The organism is Streptomyces sp. NPDC039736 (assembly GCF_055596485.1).
In genome coordinates this window covers 393,141-414,563 of record NZ_JBVIUQ010000008.1, presented here as the reverse complement: position 1 = coordinate 414,563, position 21,423 = coordinate 393,141, and the positions used below count along the sequence as shown (strand labels likewise).

At 73.4% G+C, this 21,423-nt stretch carries 21 protein-coding genes; 3 read left to right on the top strand and 18 right to left on the bottom strand.

Features of this window, described 5'->3' with window-relative positions; translation table 11 throughout:
* Positions 1-110: 110 nt before the first annotated feature.
* The 4 genes from fxsA to ACZ56L_RS26140 all read right to left on the bottom strand — a co-directional run bounded on the left by fxsA (position 111) and on the right by ACZ56L_RS26140 (position 4,228).
* On the bottom strand, positions 111-728 hold the full coding sequence (gene fxsA / locus ACZ56L_RS26155) for an FxsA family membrane protein (RefSeq protein WP_345225077.1): 618 nt from the start codon (positions 726-728) through the stop codon (positions 111-113).
* A 94-nt stretch (positions 729-822) separates the two neighbouring features.
* Positions 823-1,590: a polyprenol monophosphomannose synthase gene (locus ACZ56L_RS26150; protein WP_471066651.1), complete on the bottom strand. Its 768-nt coding sequence runs from the start codon at positions 1,588-1,590 to the stop codon at positions 823-825.
* Between the two features lie 496 nt (positions 1,591-2,086).
* Entirely contained in the window at positions 2,087-3,739 is a 1,653-nt protein-coding gene (locus ACZ56L_RS26145; RefSeq protein ID WP_471066649.1) for an amidohydrolase, read from the bottom strand.
* 48 nt (positions 3,740-3,787) lie between these two features.
* Positions 3,788-4,228: an Lrp/AsnC family transcriptional regulator gene (locus tag ACZ56L_RS26140; protein WP_345225070.1), complete on the bottom strand. Its 441-nt coding sequence runs from the start codon at positions 4,226-4,228 to the stop codon at positions 3,788-3,790.
* Between the two features lie 279 nt (positions 4,229-4,507).
* Here ACZ56L_RS26140 and ACZ56L_RS26135 point away from each other — a divergent pair, with 279 nt between their 5' ends.
* Positions 4,508-4,927 (top strand): hypothetical protein, encoded by a 420-nt coding sequence (locus ACZ56L_RS26135; RefSeq protein WP_471066647.1) that lies wholly within the window; start codon positions 4,508-4,510, stop codon positions 4,925-4,927.
* Here ACZ56L_RS26135 and ACZ56L_RS26130 read toward each other — a convergent pair whose 3' ends face one another.
* From ACZ56L_RS26130 to ACZ56L_RS26110, 5 genes are all read right to left on the bottom strand, one after another.
* Positions 4,928-6,040 carry a phosphotransferase family protein gene (locus ACZ56L_RS26130; protein ID WP_471066645.1) on the bottom strand — a complete coding sequence of 371 codons (1,113 nt, stop codon included), beginning with the start codon at positions 6,038-6,040 and terminating at the stop codon, positions 4,928-4,930.
* Between the two features lie 58 nt (positions 6,041-6,098).
* Positions 6,099-7,223 (bottom strand): Rv3169 family protein, encoded by a 1,125-nt coding sequence (locus tag ACZ56L_RS26125; protein ID WP_471066643.1) that lies wholly within the window; start codon positions 7,221-7,223, stop codon positions 6,099-6,101.
* A gap of 342 nt (positions 7,224-7,565) precedes the next feature.
* Positions 7,566-8,738, bottom strand: coding sequence for an acyl-CoA dehydrogenase family protein (locus tag ACZ56L_RS26120; protein ID WP_471066641.1), 1,173 nt, complete (start codon positions 8,736-8,738; stop codon positions 7,566-7,568).
* 255 nt (positions 8,739-8,993) lie between these two features.
* A complete protein-coding gene (locus ACZ56L_RS26115) occupies positions 8,994-9,146 on the bottom strand; it encodes an SCO1431 family membrane protein (RefSeq protein ID WP_345225059.1) in 153 nt (50 codons plus the stop codon).
* 124 nt (positions 9,147-9,270) lie between these two features.
* A complete protein-coding gene (locus ACZ56L_RS26110; protein ID WP_471066639.1) occupies positions 9,271-10,677 on the bottom strand; it encodes a peptidase C39 family protein in 1,407 nt (468 codons plus the stop codon).
* A gap of 261 nt (positions 10,678-10,938) precedes the next feature.
* On the opposite strand from ACZ56L_RS26110, the gene ACZ56L_RS26105 reads away from it, so the two are divergent.
* A complete protein-coding gene (locus tag ACZ56L_RS26105; protein WP_345225055.1) occupies positions 10,939-11,523 on the top strand; it encodes a uridine kinase family protein in 585 nt (194 codons plus the stop codon).
* A gap of 424 nt (positions 11,524-11,947) precedes the next feature.
* Positions 11,948-13,840 (top strand): AAA family ATPase, encoded by a 1,893-nt coding sequence (locus ACZ56L_RS26100; RefSeq protein WP_471066715.1) that lies wholly within the window; start codon positions 11,948-11,950, stop codon positions 13,838-13,840.
* A 22-nt stretch (positions 13,841-13,862) separates the two neighbouring features.
* Here the strand turns inward: ACZ56L_RS26100 and ACZ56L_RS26095 are convergent, their stop codons facing one another.
* From ACZ56L_RS26095 to ACZ56L_RS26055, 9 genes are all read right to left on the bottom strand, one after another.
* Positions 13,863-14,972 (bottom strand): hemolysin family protein, encoded by a 1,110-nt coding sequence (locus tag ACZ56L_RS26095; protein ID WP_401760668.1) that lies wholly within the window; start codon positions 14,970-14,972, stop codon positions 13,863-13,865.
* Positions 14,969-16,327 (bottom strand): hemolysin family protein, encoded by a 1,359-nt coding sequence (locus ACZ56L_RS26090; protein ID WP_471066637.1) that lies wholly within the window; start codon positions 16,325-16,327, stop codon positions 14,969-14,971. Before ACZ56L_RS26090 ends, ACZ56L_RS26095 begins: the two co-directional genes overlap by 4 nt.
* A 212-nt stretch (positions 16,328-16,539) precedes the next feature.
* Complete coding sequence (locus tag ACZ56L_RS26085; protein ID WP_345225047.1) at positions 16,540-16,998, bottom strand: PH domain-containing protein; 459 nt, start codon at positions 16,996-16,998, stop codon at positions 16,540-16,542.
* Positions 16,999-17,031: 33 nt separating this feature from the next.
* Positions 17,032-17,880 carry an ATP phosphoribosyltransferase gene (hisG, locus tag ACZ56L_RS26080; RefSeq protein ID WP_345225045.1) on the bottom strand — a complete coding sequence of 283 codons (849 nt, stop codon included), beginning with the start codon at positions 17,878-17,880 and terminating at the stop codon, positions 17,032-17,034.
* Between the two features lie 62 nt (positions 17,881-17,942).
* Positions 17,943-18,215: a phosphoribosyl-ATP diphosphatase gene (locus ACZ56L_RS26075; protein ID WP_345225042.1), complete on the bottom strand. Its 273-nt coding sequence runs from the start codon at positions 18,213-18,215 to the stop codon at positions 17,943-17,945.
* Positions 18,216-18,270: 55 nt separating this feature from the next.
* Entirely contained in the window at positions 18,271-18,756 is a 486-nt protein-coding gene (gene ribH, locus ACZ56L_RS26070; RefSeq protein WP_345225040.1) for a 6,7-dimethyl-8-ribityllumazine synthase, read from the bottom strand.
* A 31-nt stretch (positions 18,757-18,787) separates the two neighbouring features.
* Entirely contained in the window at positions 18,788-20,128 is a 1,341-nt protein-coding gene (locus ACZ56L_RS26065) for a bifunctional 3,4-dihydroxy-2-butanone-4-phosphate synthase/GTP cyclohydrolase II (protein ID WP_468688027.1), read from the bottom strand.
* On the bottom strand, positions 20,125-20,778 hold the full coding sequence (locus ACZ56L_RS26060) for a nicotinamide mononucleotide transporter family protein (RefSeq protein WP_345225035.1): 654 nt from the start codon (positions 20,776-20,778) through the stop codon (positions 20,125-20,127). The genes ACZ56L_RS26065 and ACZ56L_RS26060 overlap by 4 nt, the downstream gene beginning before the upstream one ends.
* Entirely contained in the window at positions 20,775-21,422 is a 648-nt protein-coding gene (locus ACZ56L_RS26055; protein WP_471066633.1) for a riboflavin synthase, read from the bottom strand. Before ACZ56L_RS26055 ends, ACZ56L_RS26060 begins: the two co-directional genes overlap by 4 nt.
* Position 21,423 lies beyond the last annotated feature (1 nt).

Sequence of the window (21,423 nt, the reverse complement as noted above, 5' to 3'; positions counted from 1 at the left end):
TTCACCCCGCACAGGCCGAGGGGCCCGGCACACCGCACGGTGTGCCGGGCCCCTCGGCTTTCTGCGTTTTTCTGCGTTCGCGGTGCGCGTCGGGCTCGGGGCGGTCGGGCTCAGGGCGTCAGCGGGGCCCGGGGGCCGTCCTCGCGGCGCGGCGGCTGGGGCTGCCGCGCCGGGGAGTCGTCGCGGACGACCTCGCCCTGGACGACCTTGCCGTCGGGGCGGTGCATCCGCGCCTGCTGGAACATGTCGCCGAGACTTCCGGGCTGCCGCACGGCGTCCATGCGCTTCTGGAGGGACTTCTCCGTGTACCGGCCGAGCGCCCTGCGCACCGGCGGCACCAGGACCAGCAGTCCCAGCACGTCGGAGATCAGGCCGGGGAGGATCAGCAGCAGGCCGCCGAGCATCACGAAGCCGTTGCCGGAGCCCTTCTTGCCCTGCCCGTCGGCGGCCGGGTCGTGGGCGCCGCCGGACTGCTGCTGGCGCTGGATCGTCTCGCTGAGGTTGGTGAAGGCGCGGCGGCCGGCCCGCTTGATCACGGCGCCGCCCAGCACGACCGCCCCCACCAGCAGCAGCAGGACGGTGAGACCGCCCGCCCAGCCGGCCACGAGGGTCAGCAGCCAGATCTCCAGCACCAGCCAGACGGCGATGCCGAGAGGCACGAGGGTGCGGGCGCGGGAGCGCTTGCGCGGGGTGGTGGTCGCGGTCGGGGGCGGAGTGCCGGTCGTCATGCCCCCAGTGTGCCTGGCGGGCCGCCTGATCGGCGTAAAGGAGGCGTGAGTCCCCGCTGAGGCGCTAAGGGGCGAGGGCCCCCGCGCGGGGGCCCTACAGGGGCTTGCGGCCGAGCAGCTTGTTGGCGCGCGTGCCGACGCCCCAGGCGGTGACCCGCCACAGCGCCTCGATGAGGATGTCGTTGCTCATCTTGGACTCGCCGACCTCCCGCTCCACGAACGTGATCGGCACCTCGACCACGTGGAAGCCGGACTCGACGGCGCGGCGCGCCAGGTCGACCTGGAAGCAGTAGCCCTGCGAGGCCACCTCGTCGAGGCCGAGGCCTTCGAGGGTCTCGGCGCGGAAGGCCCGGAACCCGCCGGTGACGTCGCGGATCGGCACGCCCAGCAGCATCCGGGAGTAGAGGCTGCCGCCGCGGGAGATGAACTCGCGGGACTTGGGCCAGTTCACGATCCGCCCGCCGGGCACCCAGCGGGAGCCGAGCACCAGGTCGGCGCCCTTGAGAGCGGTGAGCAGGCGGGGCAGTTCCTCGGGCTGGTGGGAGCCGTCGGCGTCCATCTCGACCAGCACGCCGTAGCCGTTGTCGATGCCCCAGCGGAACCCGGCCATGTAGGCGGCGCCGAGGCCCTCCTTGCCCCTGCGGTGCAGGACGTGCACCTGGTCGTCGGCCGCGGCGAGCTCGTCGGCGAGCTTTCCGGTGCCGTCGGGGCTGTTGTCGTCGGCGACGAGGACGTGCGCTTCGGGAACGGACTCCCGGACCCGCGCGACGATCGGCTTGATGTTCTCGGCCTCGTTGTAGGTCGGGATGATCACCAAAGCACTGCCGAGCGGGCCGTAACGCTTCTGACCGCCGTCGTTCACTGCTTCCCCTTTTAATGTGCGTGCACCGAAGGACCCACCATAGCGAGCGGGTACGGGAAAGAGGCCGGTGGACCGGCCGGTACGGGCCGGGCGGGTGCTGCGGATGGGGGCCCGGCGTCCTTCGGGCCGGCCAGGTGCCCGCCGGCTGCGGACATCCTCGCCGTTGTCTACTGAACGCCGGGGCCCTACCCGGGTCGCACCGTCGACCGGAGAAACCTTCCCTCGCCCCCGAGGCGCGGGCGCTGAACCTGGCTCCCGGCCGGGCGCCGTCGGGGCGACCCGTCCATGACCCAGCGGCGTTCGACGACTGCGTGGAGGTTTTCCGGCCGGACGTTCTTCGTGGTGGACCCGGCCGAACCTACCCGCCGGTGGCCGCTTCCTGTCAACACCTGTGCCACCTGCGGCGATTCTTCGAATCAGCAGGTCAATGCCGACGGCGGAAAGAACCGGGGCGCGGGGCGGGCCGCACCGATCGGCGGTACGCGCCCCGCTTTCGTCATGCGTTCGGCCGTACGTACACGGTCTCGCCGGAAACGACGGTGCGCAGGCAGACCGGCAGCGGGACGCCCGGCGACAGGTCCGGCAGGCCGGGCGTGCCGGAGCGGGGGTCGGTGGACCAGCGGGCGACCCGGTCGTCGGGGGCCTGCACGACGAGCGCGCCGGTTCGCCAGATCGCGTAGTCGGCGGGTGCGCCGGGCACCAGGACGCCCGCGTCGTCCCGGCCGACGGCCCGCCAGCCGCCCCGGGTGTGGGCGGTGAAGGCGGCGCGCACGGACACCCGGTGCTCGGGGGTGCGGTGGAAGGCGGCGGCGCGGACGGTGCCCCAGGGGTCGAGCGGGGTGACCGGGCTGTCGGAGCCGAAGGCGAGCGGCACTCCGGCCCTGAGCAGGGCCGCGTACGGGTTGAGGGTGCGGGCCCGCTCGACGCCCAGGCGCTGGGCGTACATGCCCGCCTCGCCGCCCCAGAGCGCGTCGAAGGCGGGCTGGACGGACGCGGTGAGGCCGAGTTCGGCGAAGGCGGCGATGGTGGCGGGGGTCATCGCCTCGGCGTGCTCGACGCGGTGGCGGGCGGCCCGCACCCGGGCGAGGCCGACCTTCTCGGCGGCGGCGCGCACTCCGTCGACGACGGCGCCGATCGCGGCGTCCCCGATGGCGTGGAAGCCCGCCTGGAGGCCCTCCTCGGTGCAGGCCGCGACGTGGGCGGCGATCGCGGCGGCGTCGAGGTGGGCGGTGCCGGTGTGCGGGGCGTCGGCGTAGGGCTGGTGCAGGCAGGCGGTGTGGGAGCCCAGCGAGCCGTCGACGAAGAGGTCTCCGGCCGCGCCGACGGCGCCGAGTTCGCGGACCCGCCGGGCGTCCTTCGCGTTCGCGACCTGTTCGGCCCAGTAGCCGATGACGCGGGGGCCCGGCCTCTCGGCGGCCGTCTTCAGCAGCCCGACGAGGTCCGCCTCGTCGGAGATCTCGGGGCCCGCGCACTCGTGGACGGTGCCGATGCCGAGCGAGGCGGCGTGCGCGAGGGCGGCGCGCTGGGCTTCGGCGCGCTGGGCGGGGCTGATCGCCCCGTGGGCGGCGGCGCGCACCGCGTGGTGGGCGGCCGCGGTGAGCGGCCCGTCCGGGTGGTGGCCGGTCAGGCCGGTGATGCCGGGGACGAGGTCGAGCAGGGCGGTGGAGACGACGGCCGAGTGGACGTCGATGCGCGGCAGGTAGAGCGGGCGGCCCCCGGCCGCCGCGTCGAGTTCGGCGCGCGCGGGGTGGCGGCGTTCGGGCCAGCGGGAGGCGTCCCAGCCGCCGCCCACCAGGACCTCGCCGGCCGGGCGTCCGGCGGCGTACGACCGTACGAGAGCGAGTGCCTCGTCGAGGGTGCGGGCGGCGGACAGGTCGAGGCCGGTGAGGGCGAGACCGGTGGCCGTCGTGTGCACGTGTGCGTCGGTGAACGCCGGGGTGACGAGTGCGCCTTCGAGGTCGAGCACCTCGTCGACGCCGTCGGCGAAGGCGTCGGCGGCCCCTTCCGAGCCCACCCAGGCGACGTGCCCGCGCTCGACGACCATCGCGGTGGCGAAGGGGTCCGCGGGGCTGTGGACCTCGCCGCCGCGCAGCAGCACGGTGCGGTCACGGGGGGCGACGGGGGACGAGGGGGCGGTGCGCTCGGTCATGGGGACCAGTCTCGCGCAGGGCCCGCGCCGCCCGTGACACGGGTGGGGTCAGACGCGGGGCGGGCGCGCCTCGTACGGGGTGGAGAGGACGACGGTGGTACGGGTGGAGACCCCGGCGAGGGTGCGGATGCGGGTGAGCAGGTGCTCCAGCTCCAGCGGGGTGGCGACGCGCACCTTGAGGATGTAGTTCTCGTCGCCCGCGACGCTGTGGCAGGCCTCGATCTCGTGCACTCCGGCGAGCCGTTCGGCGATGTCGTCCGGGGCGCTGGGGTCGAAGGGCGCCACCGAGATGAACGCGGTGAGCGGCAGCCCGACCGCCTCGGGGTCGACGACCGCCGCGTAGCCGCGGATCACTCCGCGCTGCTCCAGCCTGCGGACGCGCTGGTGCACCGCCGAGGTGGACAGGCCGGTGGCCTTGCCCAGGTCGGTGTAGCTCATCCGCCCGTCCTTGACGAGCAGGTCCACGATCTGACGATCCAACTCCTCCATGGACGCAGAACCTACAGGGCCCGGGGCCGGTGTGGCACCTGAGCGGCCGGCGTCTTGCCTGGTGGAACGGCGGACTTCGGCAGGGGGGCGCGGAACGGCACGCGCGGGGACGCGCCGAGGGCACCTGCGACGGGCACATGACGGTCGTGTGACGAAGCCCACACCCTTCCCCCCGTGTCCTTCTTCTTTGTGGGGTTATCACGCAGGCGCGCAGGGAAGTGCTTCGTGTGGTCGAGGCCGCAGCGGCTTGTTCGGCCCACCTCTAGGGGGAGTGTCTCCATGCAGAGCCTGAAGCGCACCGGACGTACCGCGGCGGAGCCCGCCGACCTCACAGCGCTGCCCTTCGACGACGCCGAAGGGGCCGACGCGGACGCGGATTCGTACGACACCTTCGAGATGTACCGGGTGATCTGCCCCGACTGCGCGCAGCCCATCGCGCTGCTCGCCGACGAGGACGTCCTCCCGGAGCACGCCAAGTGCCCCACCCCCTGGAACCCGTTCGGCCTGACCGCCTGCTCCGGTACAGGGCGTCCCGCCGCCGACGCGAAGCCGGCGGACGAGTCCCTGGAGGCGCTGGAGCAGGACACCGCCCTGCTGCTCACCCTCCCCCAGGGCCTCGACTGGCGCACGCAGCCCTTCAGCCACGTGGGCGGCCCGGGGTCGCGCCCGTTGAAGGTGCCGCGCCAGCACGCCGCTTGATCACCCCGCGTACCCCGCGTCCCTCCAGTACGTCCCGCGCACCATCGCGTCCAGGGACGCCCGGTGCAGGATGAGCGCGTCCGGGTCCTCGGGGACCCGGGCCTCGCCGAAGTGCACCTGCCGGTGGGCGATGCGCAGCATCACCACGGCGTGCCGCAGGGCGGCGTAGAGGGTGTGGAACTCCATGTGCCGCGGGGTGTGCCCGGTGAGGCGCGCGTACCGCTCCTCGATCGCGTCGCGGCGCAGGAAGTCCGGCAGCCCGGCCTGCCCGAAGGAGACGGTCAGGTCCTGGAAGAAGCGGTGCAGGTAGACCGTCCACCCGAGGTCGAGCTCGCGGGGCCCGTGGGCCGCCATCTCCCAGTCGAGCACGGCGGCGGGCTCGAACCCGTCGTAGACGATGTTCCCGATGCGGGCGTCCCCCCAGCACAGCACGGGCTCCCCCTCCTCGTCCGGCCAGTGGTCCTCCAGCCACCGGAAGGCCTCCTCGACGAGGGGGGAGCGGGGCAGCCCGTCGACGACCCACTCGTAGTAGGTCCGCTGGGCCGTCACATGCCGTCGCAGCGGGCTCCCTTCGACCGCGGGGAGCAGGAACTCGGCCTGCTCCGCCGGGAATTGCTCGTGCAACCGCGCGATGACCCCGATGCTCGCCGCCTCCAGCGCGGCGCGCTCCTCGTCGCTCGCCGCGTGCAGCCAGTTCCCCTCGTACGTGTAAGGCATGACGTCCGGCGGCACGCGGCCCTCGGCGCGGGCCATGACGAAGAAGGGCGCGCCGAGCGGGGCCGGGTCCTCCTCCAGCCACAGCACGTGCGGCACCGGAAGGTCGGTGTGCGTGCCGACCAGGCTCATGACGCGGTGCTGGCGGGCCATGTCGTACACGGGGAAGACGGTGTACGCGGCCGGGTCGGCGGCCAGTCGCAGCGCGCAGCCGGTGACGGGGGCGTCGGGGTGGTCGAGGTCGAAGAGCAGGGTCTCGCTGGACATGCCGTTGGAGCCGGGCACGCGGACGCCGGTGACACGTGCTCCCGGGAGGCGGCGGGCCAGCCAGGCGGTGAGCCGCCGGCCGAGTTCCCCGGGGTCGCGGGTGGTGGTGCGGGGCCGTGGTGCGGTCGCCATCGTCCGTACTCCTCTGCTCGCGGGTGCTCACGGGGTCTCGCGGGGCCGGCGGCGGGGGTCAGGGCGCGGTGGAGTCGTATCCGGTGAAGCCGCTGGGGTCGTGCCGGCCGAAGGTGCCGTGCTCGAAGATGCCGTGGCCGGTCCGCCCGTCGAGGGTGAAGCGGGCGGCGTGGTCGGTCACGCCGTACGCGGCCATGGGGTGGGCGGCGGGGTCGGCGAGGTCGTAGGAGCGCCGGTCGGTCCAGCCGCGGCCCTGCCAGGTGCCGTGCTGCCAGTCGTCGGCGGGCGGGTAGCCGGCGCCGACGGCGAGCGGGGAGGAGGTGAGGACCTCGACGCCGAGTTCGAGGGGTTTGCGGGAGGGATCGGTGAGGTGGACGACGGCGCGCTCGGGGTGGCGGGTGCCGGAGCGGTAGGCGATGTCGGTGTGCGGCCAGCCGAGCTGGACGTCGGGCCCTTCCCGGCGCACGAGGAGCGCCTCGTTGAGGGTGCGGTGGCCGTCGGCGTCCTCCTGGACGACGACCATGACGAACCGGTCGTCGAAGCGGGCGGGTATCCAGAGCCAGTGGAACCCTTCCGGGCGGTGCTCCTCGGCGGCACGGCCGCCGTCCTCCCCCGGGATGGGCCGCACGCCCCAGCTCCGGTCGCGGGTGCCGGTCCAGTGGGCGGGATCGAGGCGGAGGCGCTCGCCGCCGACGCGGATCTCACCGGTGCAGCCGCCCGCCTGGACGAAGCGGCGGCCCTCCAGCAGGAGGCGGTCGCCGCGGTACTGGACGTGGTGGGGCTCCCAGACGGCCGGGAACTCGGCGGTCCAACTGATCTCGTACGCGAGGGAGTCGGGGTCGGCGGGGTCCGGGGCGCAGCTCAGCGTGAAGCGGCGCAGCGGCTCGTCGACGGTGATGCGCAGCGGCCCGACGGACATGTTCATCCGGTCGTCGCCGAGGGCGTCGGAGGCGCGGACGGCGTACAGGGTGTCGCCGAGGCGGAGGGTGGCGTAGGCGTCGATGACACCGGTGTTGGGATAGACGCCGAGGCCGGCGACGAGGAGGGCGTGGCCGGTGTGGTCGACGAGGTGGAAGATGCAGCGGTCGTAGGCGTTGCGGTCGCCGGTCACGACGTGCTTCATCGAGAGGGGGGCCTGGTGGACGGGGTACTCGTCGAGGGGGATCGGGCGGTCCTGGGGCACGGGGTCCTCCTGGCGGGTGGGGGCGTGCCGGGGTGGGTCCGGGTCCGGGGCTCCCCTCCGGCGGGCTCTGACGGTACGTCAGGAGGCGTGCGGGTGGCCAGAGTCGGGGGGCGGGCCGCTTGGGCGCGGGGCGGGGTAGCTGGCTGGGGAGTGGGCTGCCGGCACCCGGCGGCGGGGCGGGCTTCTCCCCTGCCCGCCTCTTCCCGTGGCCCTGCGGGGCCGGGGTGCGCGTGCGGGTGCGTTGTGGTTGCTCGCGCGGTTCCCCGCGCCCCTTTCAGGAGCGCGGGGAACCGGGTGGGCAACCCTTCGGCGGCCGCTTCCGCAAGACGGCCCCGGGGCCGGTCAGCGGGACTCGGGGCCCACCAAGTGCCGCGCGATGACCATGCGCTGGATCTGGTTCGTGCCCTCGACGATCTGGAGGACCTTCGCCTCGCGCATGTACCGCTCGACCGGGAAGTCCACCGTGTAGCCGTAGCCGCCGAGGACCTGCACCGCGTCCGTGGCGACCCTCATCGCCGTGTCCGTGCAGAAGAGCTTCGCCATCGCCGCCTCGCGGGAGAACGGGCGGCCCGCGTCGCGCAGCCGGGCGGCGGCCAGGTACAGCGCGCGGCCGGCCTCGATCTGGGTGGCCATGTCGGCCAGCATGAAGCGCAGCCCCTGGAAGTCCGCGATCGGGCGGCCGAACTGCTCGCGCCCCGTGGCGTAGGAGAGCGCCTCGGACAGGGCCGCCTGGGCCACGCCGATCGCGCAGGCGGCGATGCCGAGGCGGCCGGAGTCGAGCGCGGACAGGGCGATGGCGAAGCCCTGGCCCTCGTCGCCGATGCGGCGCGCGTCGGGGACCCGTACGCCGTCGAAGTGGAGCTGGGCGGTGGGCGAGCCCTTCATGCCCATCTTCTTCTCGGGGGCGGCCGCCGACAGGCCCGGTGCGTCACCGGGCACCAGGAAGGCGGTGATGCCGCGCGGCCCCTCGCCGCCCGTGCGGGCGAGAACGGTGTAGAAGTCCGCCACGCCGCCGTGCGTGATCCACGCCTTGGTGCCGGTGATCACCCAGTCGTCGCCGTCGCGGACCGCCCGGGTGCGCAGGGAGGCCGCGTCGGAGCCCGAGGCGGGCTCGGAGAGGCAGTACGCGCCGAGCAGTCCGCCGCCGAGCATGGCGGGCAGGTGGGCGGCCTGCTGCTCCTTGGTGCCGTACCCGGCGAGCCCGTGACAGGCGAGGCTGTGCACGCTGACGCCGAGGCCGACGGTCAGGCGGGCCGCCGCGAGCTCTTCGAGGACCTGGAGGTAGACCTCGTACGGCTGGTCGCCGCCGCCGTGCTCGGAGTCGTACGGCAGACCGAGCAGCCCGGCCTCGGAGAGCAGCGCGAACACCTCGCGCGGGAAGTGCCCGGCCTCCTCCTCGTCGGCCGCCTGCGGGGCGATCTCCCGCTGGATCATGTCGCGTACGAGCGCGAGCAGGTCGCGGGACTCCTCGGTGGGCAGCTGTCGTTCCACCGGCTGCGGGGCGCGATCGGCCATGGCGGCGCTCTCCTTGCATCTCGGGCCCTGTGTCGGGCGCGGCAGCGGGCGCACGCGCAGGGTGTGGCGGCGCCGCCGAGGTGACTCACGTCCCAGCCTGAAGCACCGCTCCGGGTTACGGAAGCGGACTGTCCGGGACTGTGGCGGCTGAGTATGCCGGATCGCCCCCGTTCCGTCACGGGTCGAAAAGCCGCAGGCCGGGCAGGGCGACGGGGCGTTACGCGACCGTGTCGTCCGGCCGGCGGGCCCGCGGGGTCAGAGCAGGCCCGCACCCGTGACGAACATCGCCACCACCAGGACCAGGACCCAGCCGAGCACGTGCTCCAGCAGCTTCGGTCCGTCGAGGTCGTCGGGACCGCCGGTACGGGTGTGCAGACGGGAGAAGAGGGCGGCAGAGGCTGCAGTCATCGGGAACTCGCAGTGCGGGAGAAAGGGCAGATGCGCGAGGGAGTCCTCGCCCGTCCACAGTGCCAGCCCGACCGGCCCCGCAACAGATGACGTAGGTCACCGCCCCGGGGCCGGCGGGGCGGCTTCAGCGGATGCCGACCGCCTCAAGTGCCCTGCGCTGGGCGGCGGTCGCCTCCCGTGGCCAGTACAGGTAACAGATGCCCCCTGTGGCGGACGCCACCTTGCCGTCCGCGCCGTGCCGCCGGGTGCGCAGCCAGACGTTCTCGAACTCGCGCCTGCGGTAGACACGGCGCACGGCGTCGTTCGTGGGGGCCGCCGGGTCGTGGGCGACCACGTCACCGGCGCCGGTGAAGCCGACGACGGCCATCAGGTGCCCCGCGGTGCCGTAACCGGCGCCGGTGAGCTCCGTGGCCAGGAAGGACTGCGACGTGATCACCGGGATGCCCGCACGGATCAGCCCCTCCAGGTCGTTCAACGATCCCAGCCGGGTGACGACGGCGTTCATGTCCCGGTACGAGGCGGCGTACGCGGCGTTGAAGGGCCAGTTCCCGCAGCCCCGGTACTGGTGGTCGTAGGTGTACCGGGCCGCGTGGCACACCTGGGGGTCGGCGTACGCGGGGTCCACCCAGGCCAGGTCGTCGGTGCTGGGGCCCCGCCCCCAGTACTCCAGGACCATCGTGGAGGAGGTGGGGCTGCACCAGGCCTCTCCCCCGTTGTCGTACTCCGGGTACCGCCCGGCGTGGATCTCCTGCGAGTGGCACGGCACCGCCAGCTCCCCCGCGTGCCCGGGCGCCGACGCCGGCACCGTGAACCGGTCCGGCAGCGCGGAGGACATCGCGCCGACCCGCCACAGGGTGGGCGTCGCACCCGTGCCGGGCAGCCGGTACAGGACGACCCGGAGCCGGTGGCCGGTCAGCCGGGTCCCGGAGGCCGGGTCGGTGACCACCACGGTGTCCGTGGAGACGCTGCTGCGCCCGTCGCCCTGCCCGTCCACGGAGGTGCGCCGGATCTCGCCCTCGCCGGACGCCCAGTGGCCCATGACGTACCAGGGCGTGCGGGAGCCGTCCTGGTACGCGCCGCACAGTTCGACGGCGAGCCAGGTGCCGGGCGGGGTGTCGGCGTTCCAGGAGGGGACGATCTCGGTGGCGGGGACCGGGCCGCGGTGCAGCGGCGAGGTCCACACCGCGTACTCGTAGGAGTCGGTGCGTCCGGTGTGCGGGTCGCGGTGGGCGGTGACGCCGTCCGGCGTACGGATCGTCAGCCCGGGACGGGGGCCCCGCGCGACGCGGGTGCCGGGGCCGGTGCCGGAGCGCCAGTCCTCGCGGGTGGTCCAGAAGCGGTTGTCCACACTGTTCATGGTGCCCGGGGGTGGGGCGGCGGAAGCGCCGGCGGGGGGTGCGGCCGCCGGGGCGGGAGCGGCCAGTGCCGGGGTGGCGGCGGCCGCGAGGGCCGCGGCGAGCACGGCCCGGCGCGAGGCGCCGCCGGGTCCCGGCGGCGGGGAGGGTTCGGGGCGCGGTACGGGTGTGGTCATGGGCGAGGACTCCCGGTCGGACGGACGGGTGCGGATGCGGATACGAGCACGGACGCGGGATGCGGACAGGTACGGCCACGCGGCCGGGCACGGGCACGTGCCGCCCCGAGCAGTGCTCCGGGCGCGAACGCGTACGGCCGCCCGGGACCGCACGGCCGGCCCGCCGCGCCCTCCGGACCAACGGGCCGCCCCCCATACTGCGACCGCCCTCCCCGTGGCCTGTGGCGGCGCGCGGAGGGCGGCACTCGTAGGGTGGCCAGGGTGAACAGCATCGCCCCGCTCGCCGCCCGGCTGAGCGCCCTTCCCCCGTCCCTCGGTCCGGTCCGGCTGGTCGCCGTGGACGGGCACGCGGGTTCCGGCAAGAGCACCTTCGCCGGGCGTCTGGCCGACGCGCTCGGCGGCGCTCCCGTCCTGCACCTGGACGATCTGGCCAGCCACGACGCCCTGTTCGACTGGACGGAACGGCTGCGGTCGCAGGTCCTCACGCCCCTCGCGCGGGGCGCGCACGCGCGGTTCGCGCCGTACGACTGGACGCTCCGGCGCTTCGGGCCCGAGCGGTACGAGCTCCCGCCCGCGCCCGTCGTCGTCCTGGAGGGCGTGGGCGCGGGGCGCAGGGAACTGCGCCCGCACCTGGCGCACCTCCTGTGGATGGATCTGGACGCCGGGCGCTCCTGGGCGCGCGGGCGCGAACGGGACGGAACGGCACAGTCCGCCTTCTGGGACGGATGGACGCGCGCCGAGACGCGGCATTTCTCGGCGGACCCCTCGCGTCCGTTCGCCGACACTCTGATACGTCAGACACGGGAGGGGTACGAGTGGCGCGAGGGGTCCCCCGCGACCGCGTGAGCGAACCGTTCCATCACTCTCCGTGACAGCCCATCCGGGCCCTGCGGAACGGCCGGAAAACCGCCCCCGCGAGTGCCCCAACTCCGCTTGACCCGGGGGCCGTACAGGTCTTACGTTCTCAATGTGCGGCTTTACGGAGCCGCCCGCAGACACGAAGCCCCCGGTTGTTCCCCCGTGATCGGGGGCTTCGTTCTGCCCTCTCTCCCCCGACTCGGGTGTTCCCGGAGCCGGTTCGCTCACCCAGGGTCACGGTCTTCGCACCCCTCGCGCCACCCTTATTCAGGTGCCCCCTGCCCAGGTACGATGCCCTTCGGTGCGGTCAATTCCCGTCCGGGACACAGCGGTTCGGGCATATGCCAACGACAATGGGTCACTGGCACACGTCCGGCGCACATCACGGGGGGCACGGTCTGTGGGGGACGTGATGGACTTCGGCTCGCAGGGCACACCCGCCCCGGCCGACCTCGCCTGGCTGCGCGGCGTGGACGCCTACACCATGGGGGCGTACCCGCAGGCGGAGGAGGAATTCCGGGCGGCGGTACGACTGGATCCAGGCATGGCGGACGGCTGGCTCGGCCTGCACGCCCTGCGCATCGACACGACGACGGCGCTGTTGCGCATGCACCGCCACCGGGAGCGGTTCGGCGAGCAGCGCACTCGGCACCGCAGGACGCTCAACTCCTGGTACTGGCTGGGCTGGTGGGTGCAGCCGGTGCTGGAGAGCCCGCGCGACCTGCTGCTCGCGCACGCCTCGCACTGGCTCGACGGACGCCACGTGCCGGAGCTGGACCGGGCGCTGGCGGGGCTGCCGCCCGTGGACACCGACCACCAGGTGCGCTTCCTGCACGCCTGCCGGGCGTATCTGGTCAAGGACTGGGAGCAGTTGGTCCGGCACACCGACCCGCTGGTGGACGATCCGCTGCTGGGCATCGAGTCGGGGCTCTTCGGCGGGATGGCGCGCGTGCGGCTGGAGATGTTCGGGCAGGCGGAGCCGCTGCTGTCCGCCTCGCTGATGCGCTGCCGCAGCGAGCAGCCGCAGCGCAAGGAGCTGCGCTACTGGCTGGCGCGGGCCCACGAGGGCACCGGGCGTTCGGCGGCCGCGCTGCCGCTGTACCGGGCGGTGCACAGGGTGGACCCGGCGTTCATGGACACCGCGGCGCGCCTCGCGGCGATCTCCGAGGGCGACGGCCTGGACGGCTGCGACGAGTCGGCGGCCGGGCTGGCGACCGTATCGCTGAGCAGCCAGGAGTCCGCGGAGTCGCAGGGCGAGCTGGACATCCTGGAGGGGGGCGGGGAACTGCGCCTGGGCGGTGACGGGAACCTGCCGTTCGGGGGCGCGGTGCCGCCGGGTCCGCGCGGTGGCGTACGGGAGAAGGCCGGACCGCCCCGGCCCACCGGGCTGCCGCCCTTCCCCGCCGGGCCGTCCGATCCGGCGCTCCTGGAGCAGGCGCTCGGCGAGCTGGACCGGATGGTCGGCATGGAGCCGGTGAAGCGGCAGGTGCGGGCGCTGTCGGCGCAGCTCGAGATGGCGCGGCTGCGGGCCGGGCAGGGCCTGCCGGTGCAGCCGCCGAAACGTCACTTTGTCTTCTCCGGCCCCTCGGGCACCGGGAAGACGACCGTGGCCCGGATTCTGGGGCGGGTCTTCTACGCGCTCGGGCTGCTCGGCGGGGACCACCTGGTGGAGGCGCAACGGGCCGATCTGGTCGGGGAGTTCCTCGGGCAGACGGCCGTGAAGGCGAACGAGCTCATCGACTCGGCGATGGGGGGCGTGCTCTTCGTGGACGAGGCGTACAGCCTGGCCAACTCCGGTTACAGCAAGGGCGACGCGTACGGGGACGAGGCGCTTCAGGTGCTGCTGAAGCGGGCCGAGGACAACCGGGACCACCTGGTCGTCATCCTCGCCGGGTATCCGGAGGGCATGGACCGGCTGCTGGCCGCCAACCCCGGCCTGTCGTCCCGCTTCACCACCCGGGTCGACTTCCCGAGCTACCGGCCGCCGGAGCTGACCAGCATCGGGGAGGTGCTGGCCGGGGACAACGGGGACGTGTGGGACGAGGAGGCGCTGGAGGAGCTGCGGAGCATCGCCGGGCACGTCGTGGCCCAGGGGTGGATCGACGAGCTGGGCAACGGGCGGTTCCTGCGGACGCTGTACGAGAAGAGCTGTGCGTACCGGGACCTGCGGCTGTCGGGGTACGCGGCGACGCCGACCCGTGACGACTTGTCGACCCTGCGCCTCCCCGACCTGATGCAGGCCTACGGAGAGGTCCTGTCGGGCCGCGGCCCCCGCACGGCGGAACCGCCGGGGGGCGGGCTGTAGCCCCGCCCCCCGGCCGGTGGCCCTACCCCGCCATCGTCTCCGGCACCCGCGCCTCCACCAGGTCCGTCGGCCGCGGGACCAGGGGCGGCGCCGGGGCCTCCCGGTGCGCCGGGTCCCGCACCTCCCCCACCAGCTTCTCCAGCACGTCCTCCAGCGCCACCAGCCCCAGCACCCGCCCCGAGGCGTCCGCCACCTGCGCCAGGTGCGTCGCCGCCCGGCGCATCACGGACAGCGCGTCGTCCAGCGGGAGTTCGGCCCGCAGCGTCGGCAGCGGACGCCACACCTGCTGCGGCACCGCCCGTTCCGCCTCGTCCAGGTCCAGGACGTCCTTCACGTGGACGTACCCCATGAAGGCCCCGAGCGGGCCGGGCGCGCAGACCGGGAAGCGCGAGTAGCCCGTCCGGACCGTCAGCTCCTCGATCTCGCGCGGGGTGACCGACGGGCCGACCGTCACCAGCGAGGACCGGCCCAGCACCACGTCCGTGACCGGACGGCTGCCCAGCTCCAGCGCGTCCTCCAGGCGCTCCTGCGCGCCCGGCTCCAGCAGGCCCGCCTGGCCCGAGTCCTCCACCAGGCGGTTGAGCTGCTCGCTGGTGAAGACGGACTCGACCTCCTCCCTGGGTTCGACCCGGACGAGCTTGAGCACCATGCGCGCGCACCAGTCCAGTGCCGCCGTCACCGGCCGGCACAGCCGCGCGAAGGCGACCAGGCCCGGGCTGAACCACAGCGCGGTCCGCTCCGGGGCGGCCATCGCCAGGTTCTTCGGCACCATCTCGCCGATGACCAGGTGCAGGGCGACCACGACCGCGAGGGCGATCGCATAGCCCAGGGGGTGCACCAGCGCGTCCGGCACCCGGGCCGCGTGGAAGACCGGCTCCAGCAGGTGGGCCACGGTCGGCTCCGCCACCGCGCCCAGCGTCAACGAGCAGACGGTGATGCCGAACTGGGCCGCCGCCATCATCTGCGGCAGGTGCTCCAGCCCGTGCATGACCTGCTTGGCGCGGGCCGAGCCCTCGGACACGAGCGGTTCGATCTGGCTGCGGCGCACCGAGACGAGGGCGAACTCCGCGCCGACGAAGAACCCGTTGGCGAGGACCAGGAGCAGGGCGAAGAGGAGTTGCAGGGCGCTCATCGGGCCGCCTCCACGAGCTGTTCGGCGCCGACGCCGGCGGCGGCGGCGCGGCGCACCAGGCGGACGCGTTCCGCCCGGTAGCGGCCGACCTGGCGGACCGAGAGCTGCCAGCCGGGGAGTTCGGCCCGGTCGCCGGGGGCGGGGATGCGGCCGAGGAGGTCGGCGACGAGGCCGGCCACCGTCTCGTACGGGCCCTCGGGGACGTCGAGTCCTATCCGGCGCAGCGTCAGGACCCGGCAGCCGCCGTCGGCCTCCCAGGCCGGGCTGCCGTCCTCGGCGGGGGCCACGGCCGCGAGTTCCGGCCGGTCCGCGCCCTGGGCGTCGTGCTCGTCGCGGACCTCGCCGACGAGTTCCTCGACGATGTCCTCCAGGGTGACCACCCCGGCCGTGCCGCCGTACTCGTCCACCACGACCGCTATCGGCTGCTCGCTGCGCAGCCGCTCCAGGAGCCGCTGCACGGGCAGTGTCTCCGGTACGAGCAGGGGTGCGACGGCGATCCGGCCGACGGGGACCCGCATCCGCTCGTGCGCCGGGACGGAGAGGGCGTCCTTGAGGTGCACCATGCCGACGATCTCGTCGATGCGCTCGCGGTAGACCGGGAAGCGCGAGAGGCCGGTGGCCCGGGTGAGGTTGAGGACGTCGGCGGCGGTGGCCGTCGACTGGAGGGAGGCGACCTTCACCCGCGGCGTCATCACGTGCTGCGCGGTGAGGTGGCCGAGGGACAGGGTGCGGACGAAGAGGTCCGCGGTTTCCTGCTCCAGGGCCCCGGCCCGTGCCGAGTGGCGGGCCAGGGAGACCAGTTCGCCGGGGGTGCGGGCGGAGGCCAGCTCGTCCGTCGGCTCGACGCCCAGCAGCCGTACGAGACGGTTGGCGGTGGCGTTGAGCAGGGTGATCACCGGACGGAACAGGGTCGAGAAGCGGTGCTGCGGGCCGGCCACGAAACGGGCCACCTGGAGCGGCTTGGCGACCGCCCAGTTCTTCGGCACGAGTTCGCCGATCACCATCTGCACGGCGGACGCCAGCAGCATGCCGATGACGACGCTGACGCCGGGAACGGCGCCCGTGGGGATGCCGACGGCGGTCAGCGGTCCGCCGAGGAGCTGTGCGAGGGCGGGCTCGGCGAGCATGCCCACCACCAGCGAGGTGAGGGTGATGCCGAGCTGGGTGCCGGAGAGCTGGAAGGACAGCTCGCGCAGGGAGTTCACGACGGTGGCCGCGCGTGGGTCGCCCGCGGCGGCCGCGCGTTCGGCGTCCGGCCGCTCGACGGTGACGAGGCCGAACTCGGCCGCCACGAAGAAACCGTTGGCGAGGATCAGGAGGAACGCTGCGGCGAGCAGCAGAAGCGGGATGGTCATGCCGCCGCCTCGTGGAGGGAGGGGGCGGCGCAGGTACTACCGGACGATCCGTCCATTGCTGGAGGGAGTCACTCCTCGGGTCGAAGGGACGACCCCGCGGGGCCCCGGAGGGCCGTGCAGAGCGGGGCGGCGCGCCCGTGGCACGCCACCCCACAGAGTAATCAACGAGGCGCCGGGACGGGCAGGCGCACAGGTCCTGCGGGCGAGGACGCTCAGTCCGCGTGGAGGCCGTGCGCCTCGACGAGGTCGCGCAGCGCGCGGGCGTCGCGGATGGCCTTCTCCTTGGCGATGCCCGGCTGGATGCCGAGCGCGGGCAGGCTGGTGCCGTCGCTGAGGTCGAGGAACACCCAGGCGTCACCGGGGCGCAGATTGACCTTGAGGATCTCCGCCCAGGCGAGACGCCGCTTGGTGGTGAGGTTCACGACGGTGACGCCGTCCGCGTCGGCGACCACCTTGGGGCGGCTGAGCAGCAGCAGGACGCCGAAGAACAGCGCACCGGTGAAGACGAAGGTGAGCCGCTCGCCGGGGCCGAGTCCTGGCAGCAGGAAGCCGATCGCCGAGACGACCACGAACATCGCGGTGCCTATGGTCAGCAGCACCGCCCTGGTCCGGTTGGGCCGGAAGGTGACCGGGAGGGCGGGGAGCGGCGGCTGCGACACGGCGGACGGCATCCTTCGTGGGGACGAGAGGGGGAGCGGCGGAAGTCAGAGGCGGCAGGCGTGGATGGCCGTGGTGAGGATGGCGCGCGCGCCCAGCTCGTACAGGTCGTCCATGATCCGCTGGGCCTCCTTGGCGGCGACCATGGAGCGGACCGCGACCCAGCCCTCGTGGTGGAGGGGGGAGACGGTCGGGGACTCCAGGCCGGGGGTGAGGGCCACGGCCTTCTCCAGGTGCTCGACCCGGCAGTCGTAGTCCATCATCACGTACGAACGGGCCACCAGGACGCCCTGGAGGCGGCGCAGGAACTGCTGGACCTTGGGGTCGTCCGTCTCCGCGCCGGTACGGCGGATCACGACGGCCTCGGAGGTCATGATCGGCTCGCCGAAGACCTCCAGGCCCGCGTTGCGCAGCGAGGTGCCGGTCTCCACGACGTCCGCGATGACCTGGGCGACGCCGAGTTCGATGGCGGTCTCGACGGCGCCGTCCAGGTGGACGACGGAGGCGTCGATGCCGCGCTCGGCGAGGAACTTGGCGACGATGCCCTCGTACGAGGTGGCGATGGTCCTGCCGGCCAGGTCCTCGACCGAGGTGGCGGTGCCCGGCTTGGCGGCGAAGCGGAAGGTGGAGCGGGCGAAGCCGAGCGGGAGGATCGGCTCGGCGCCCGCCCCGGAGTCGACCAGGAGGTCCTCGCCGGTGATGCCGATGTCGAGGCGGCCGGCCGAGACGTAGATCGCGATGTCCTTGGGGCGGAGGTAGAAGAACTCCACCTCGTTCGCCGGGTCCACCAGGACGAGTTCCTTGGACTCCTTGCGCTGCTGGTAGCCGGCCTCATGGAGCATCGCCGACGCAGGTCCGGAGAGGGAGCCCTTGTTCGGGATGGCGATGCGCAGCATGAGGTCGGCTTCCTTTGGTGCGAAGGGAGTTGCGGGGAGGGAAAAAAGAGGGGGGTGCGTGCTCAGAGGTGGGCGTAGACGTCGTCGAGCGAGATCCCGCGGGCGACCATCATCACCTGGACGTGGTACAGCAACTGCGAGATCTCCTCGGCGGCGGCTTCCTTGCCCTCGTACTCGGCGGCCATCCAGACCTCGGCGGCCTCCTCGACGACCTTCTTGCCGATGGCATGGACGCCCTTGCCCACCAGTTCGGCGGTGCGGGAGGTGGTGGGGTCGCCGGTGGCGGCCTTCTGCTGGAGCTCGGTGAAGAGCTCTTCGAAAGTCTTGTTGGCCATGATGGTCCTTAGAGTACGGGGTGCCCCCTCGGCGTCCGGCGTCAGGGGCGGCCACTCAGCGCCAGGGTTCGGCGACCGTGCGCAGTGTGGTGGCGGTGGCGACGGCGGCGGTGACCGCCTCGTGGCCCTTGTCCTCGGTGGAGCCGGACAGCCCGGCGCGGTCGAGGGCCTGCTCCTCGGTGTCGCAGGTCAGCACGCCGAAGCCGATGGGGACGCCGGTGTCGACGGAGACCTGGGTGAGGCCGTGGGTGACGCCCTGGCACACGTACTCGAAGTGGGGGGTGCCGCCCCGGATGACGACTCCGAGGGCGACGATCGCGTCGTAGCCGCGGCCCGCGAGGACCTTGGCGACGACGGGCAGCTCGAAGCTGCCGGGGACGCGCAGCAGGGTGGGCTCGTCGATGCCCAGCTCGTGCAGGGCGCGCAGGGCGCCGTCGACGAGGCCGTCCATGATCTTCTCGTGCCACTGGGCCGCGATCACCGCCACCCGCAGGTCGTTGCAGTTCTTGACGCTCAGTTCGGGTGCACCCTTGCCGCTCACGCGCGTTTCTCCTTGCTCGGTGGTGGTCTGGTTACTGGTTGCCGCAGGTGGGAGCGGCCGCGCCGTCCAGCCAGGGCAGGTCGTGGCCCATGCGGTCCCGCTTGGTGCGCAGGTAGCGCAGATTGTGCTCGCCGGCGGTGACGGGCATGGCCTCGCGTGCGGAGACGGTGAGTCCGTTGCGTACCAGCGCGGTGATTTTGTCCGGGTTGTTCGTCATCAAACGCAGGCTGCGGACCCCGAGGTCGGCGAGGATCTGCGCGCCCGCCGCGTAGTCCCGGGCGTCGGCCGGGAGGCCGAGTTCCAGGTTGGCGTCGAGGGTGTCGACGCCGCGCTCCTGGAGTTCGTACGCACGCAGCTTGGACAGCAGGCCGATGCCCCGGCCCTCGTGGCCGCGCAGGTAGACCACGACGCCCCGGCCCGCCTCGGTGACCCTGCGCAGCGAGGCGTCGAGCTGGGGGCCGCAGTCGCAGCGCAGGGAGTGGAAGATGTCGCCGGTCAGGCACTCGGAGTGCAGGCGGACCAGGACGTCCTCGCCGTCGCCGATCTCGCCGTGGACCAGGGCGACGTGCTCGACGCCGTCGGGCGCGCGGTAGCCGTAGGCGGTGAACTCGCCGAAGGAGGTGGGGAGGTGGACGGCCGCCTCGCGCAGGACGGCGGGGGCCCGGGGCGCGGGGGCGGGGGTCTCGGTGGCGCGGCGGTGGGCGATCAGGTCCTCGATGGAGATGATCGTCAGGCCGTGCTTGCGGGCGAAGGGGATCAGCTCCGGGAGGCGGAGCATCACGCCGTTCTCGTCGGCGATCTCCACGATGGCCCCGGCGGGGCGCAGCCCGGCGAGGCGGGCGAGGTCGACCGCGGCCTCGGTGTGGCCGTCGCGGACCAGCACGCCGCCGGGGCGGGCGCGCAGCGGGAAGATGTGGCCCGGGCGGACGAAGTCGCCGGCGGTGCTCCCGCCGGAGGCCAGCAGCCGCAGCGTGGTGGCGCGGTCGGCGGCGGAGATGCCGGTGGTGACGCCGTGCTCGGCGGAGGCGTCGACGGAGACCGTGAAGGCCGTGCGCATCGACTCGGTGTTGTGCTCGACCATCTGGGGCAGCGCGAGCCGCTCCAGCTCCGGGCCCTCCATGGGGGCGCAGATCAGGCCGCGGCACTCGCTCATCATGAACGCCACGATCTCGGGCGTGATCAGCTCGGCGGCGACGACCAGGTCGCCCTCGTTCTCGCGGTCCTCGTCGTCGACGACCACGACGGGCCGGCCGGCCGCGATGTCGCGGATCGCCTGCTCGACGGGGTCGAGGGCGAGGTCGTCGTGGTCGTTGTGGGGGTCCACGAGTGTCTCCCGGCTGTCGTACGGGGCGGGGGTCAGCGCGGTGGTCATGCCGTGGCTCCTTCGAGCGCGGGTCCGGCGGCGGCGCGGGAGCGCAGCCACCAGTCCCGCATCCCCCACAGGACGAGGGCGAGGTAGATGACGTAGACGAAACCGGAGAAGGCCAGTCCGCTGGAGAAGGCGAGCGGGACGCCGACCAGGTCGACGAGCAGCCACGCGAACCAGAACTCGACCAGGCCGCGGGCCTGCGCCACCATCGCCGCGAGGGTGCCGACGAAGATGTACGCGTCCGCCCACGGGCTCCAGGACAGCGACGGGTAGAGCGTGAAGAGGCCGCCGACGGCGAGGGTGCCGAGTGCCGCGCCGCCCAGCAGCAGGCCGCGCTCGCGCCAGGTGGCGAAGCGGACGGCGATGGTGCCGTCCTGCGCCTGCTGCTTGCCGCGCTGCCACTGCCGCCAGCCCCACAGGGCGACCCCGATGACCAGGAGCTGCTTGCCGACACCGCCGCTGAGGTGCACGGAGGCGTAGGCGGCGACCAGGATGAGGCCGGAGGCGAGCTGGGCGGGCCAGGTCCATATGGAGCGCCGCCAGCCCAGGGCGAGGGCGAGCAGGCCGACGGAGTTGCCGATCATGTCGGACCACAGGATGTGCTGGCCGAAGGCCGTGAAGGCTTCGGAGTTGAGCCAGGACAGGGCGCTCACTTCACGGTCTCCTTGTCGGTGCCGGTGCCGGTGTCGGTGCGGGCGGGGTTGCCGTGCTGCGTGCCGAGCAGGCGCTCGACGTACTTGGCGAGCACGTCGACTTCGAGGTTGACCGGGTCTCCGGGCTGCTTGACGCCGAGCGTGGTCAGGGCGAGCGTGGTGGGGATGAGGCTGATGGTGAAGTAGTCGTCGCCGGCTTCGACCACGGTGAGGCTGACGCCGTCGACGGTGATGGAGCCCTTCTCGACGACGTACCGGGAGAGCCCCGCGGGGAGGGCGACCCTGACGACCTCCCAGTGCTCGGAGGGCTCGCGGGCCACGATGGTGCCGGTGCCGTCGACGTGGCCCTGGACGAGGTGGCCGCCGAGGCGTCCGCCGAGCGCCATCGGGCGTTCCAGGTTGACCCGGGAGCCGACGGCGAGGGCGCCGAGGCTGGAGCGGTTCAGGGTCTCGGCCATCACGTCGGCGGTGAACTCGCCGTCGGCGGTCTCGACGACGGTGAGGCACACGCCGTTGACGGCGATCGAGTCGCCGTGCCGGGCGTCCTCGGTGACCAGGGGGCCGCGCAGGCGGAAGCGGGAGGAGTCGCCGAGGTTCTCGACGGCGGTGATCTCACCCAGTTCTTCGACGATTCCGGTGAACACG

Excerpts from the sequence above, each read along its gene's own strand:
- ACZ56L_RS26075 (WP_345225042.1), bottom strand. The coding sequence starts at position 18,215 with ATGGCCAACAAGACTTTCGAAGAGCTCTTCACCGAGCTCCAGCAGAAG.
- ACZ56L_RS26100 (WP_471066715.1), top strand. The coding sequence starts at position 11,948 with ATGGACTTCGGCTCGCAGGGCACACCCGCCCCGGCCGACCTCGCCTGG.
- ACZ56L_RS26090 (WP_471066637.1), bottom strand. The coding sequence starts at position 16,327 with ATGACCATCCCGCTTCTGCTGCTCGCCGCAGCGTTCCTCCTGATCCTC.
- fxsA (WP_345225077.1), bottom strand. The coding sequence starts at position 728 with ATGACGACCGGCACTCCGCCCCCGACCGCGACCACCACCCCGCGCAAG.
- ACZ56L_RS26110 (WP_471066639.1), bottom strand. The coding sequence starts at position 10,677 with ATGACCACACCCGTACCGCGCCCCGAACCCTCCCCGCCGCCGGGACCC.
- ACZ56L_RS26095 (WP_401760668.1), bottom strand. The coding sequence starts at position 14,972 with ATGAGCGCCCTGCAACTCCTCTTCGCCCTGCTCCTGGTCCTCGCCAAC.
- ACZ56L_RS26065 (WP_468688027.1), bottom strand. The coding sequence starts at position 20,128 with ATGACCACCGCGCTGACCCCCGCCCCGTACGACAGCCGGGAGACACTC.
- ACZ56L_RS26085 (WP_345225047.1), bottom strand. The coding sequence starts at position 16,998 with ATGCCGTCCGCCGTGTCGCAGCCGCCGCTCCCCGCCCTCCCGGTCACC.
- ACZ56L_RS26140 (WP_345225070.1), bottom strand. The coding sequence starts at position 4,228 with ATGGAGGAGTTGGATCGTCAGATCGTGGACCTGCTCGTCAAGGACGGG.
- ACZ56L_RS26135 (WP_471066647.1), top strand. The coding sequence starts at position 4,508 with ATGCAGAGCCTGAAGCGCACCGGACGTACCGCGGCGGAGCCCGCCGAC.
- ACZ56L_RS26130 (WP_471066645.1), bottom strand. The coding sequence starts at position 6,040 with ATGGCGACCGCACCACGGCCCCGCACCACCACCCGCGACCCCGGGGAA.
- ACZ56L_RS26120 (WP_471066641.1), bottom strand. The coding sequence starts at position 8,738 with ATGGCCGATCGCGCCCCGCAGCCGGTGGAACGACAGCTGCCCACCGAG.
- ACZ56L_RS26145 (WP_471066649.1), bottom strand. The coding sequence starts at position 3,739 with ATGACCGAGCGCACCGCCCCCTCGTCCCCCGTCGCCCCCCGTGACCGC.
- hisG (WP_345225045.1), bottom strand. The coding sequence starts at position 17,880 with ATGCTGCGCATCGCCATCCCGAACAAGGGCTCCCTCTCCGGACCTGCG.
- ACZ56L_RS26115 (WP_345225059.1), bottom strand. The coding sequence starts at position 9,146 with ATGACTGCAGCCTCTGCCGCCCTCTTCTCCCGTCTGCACACCCGTACC.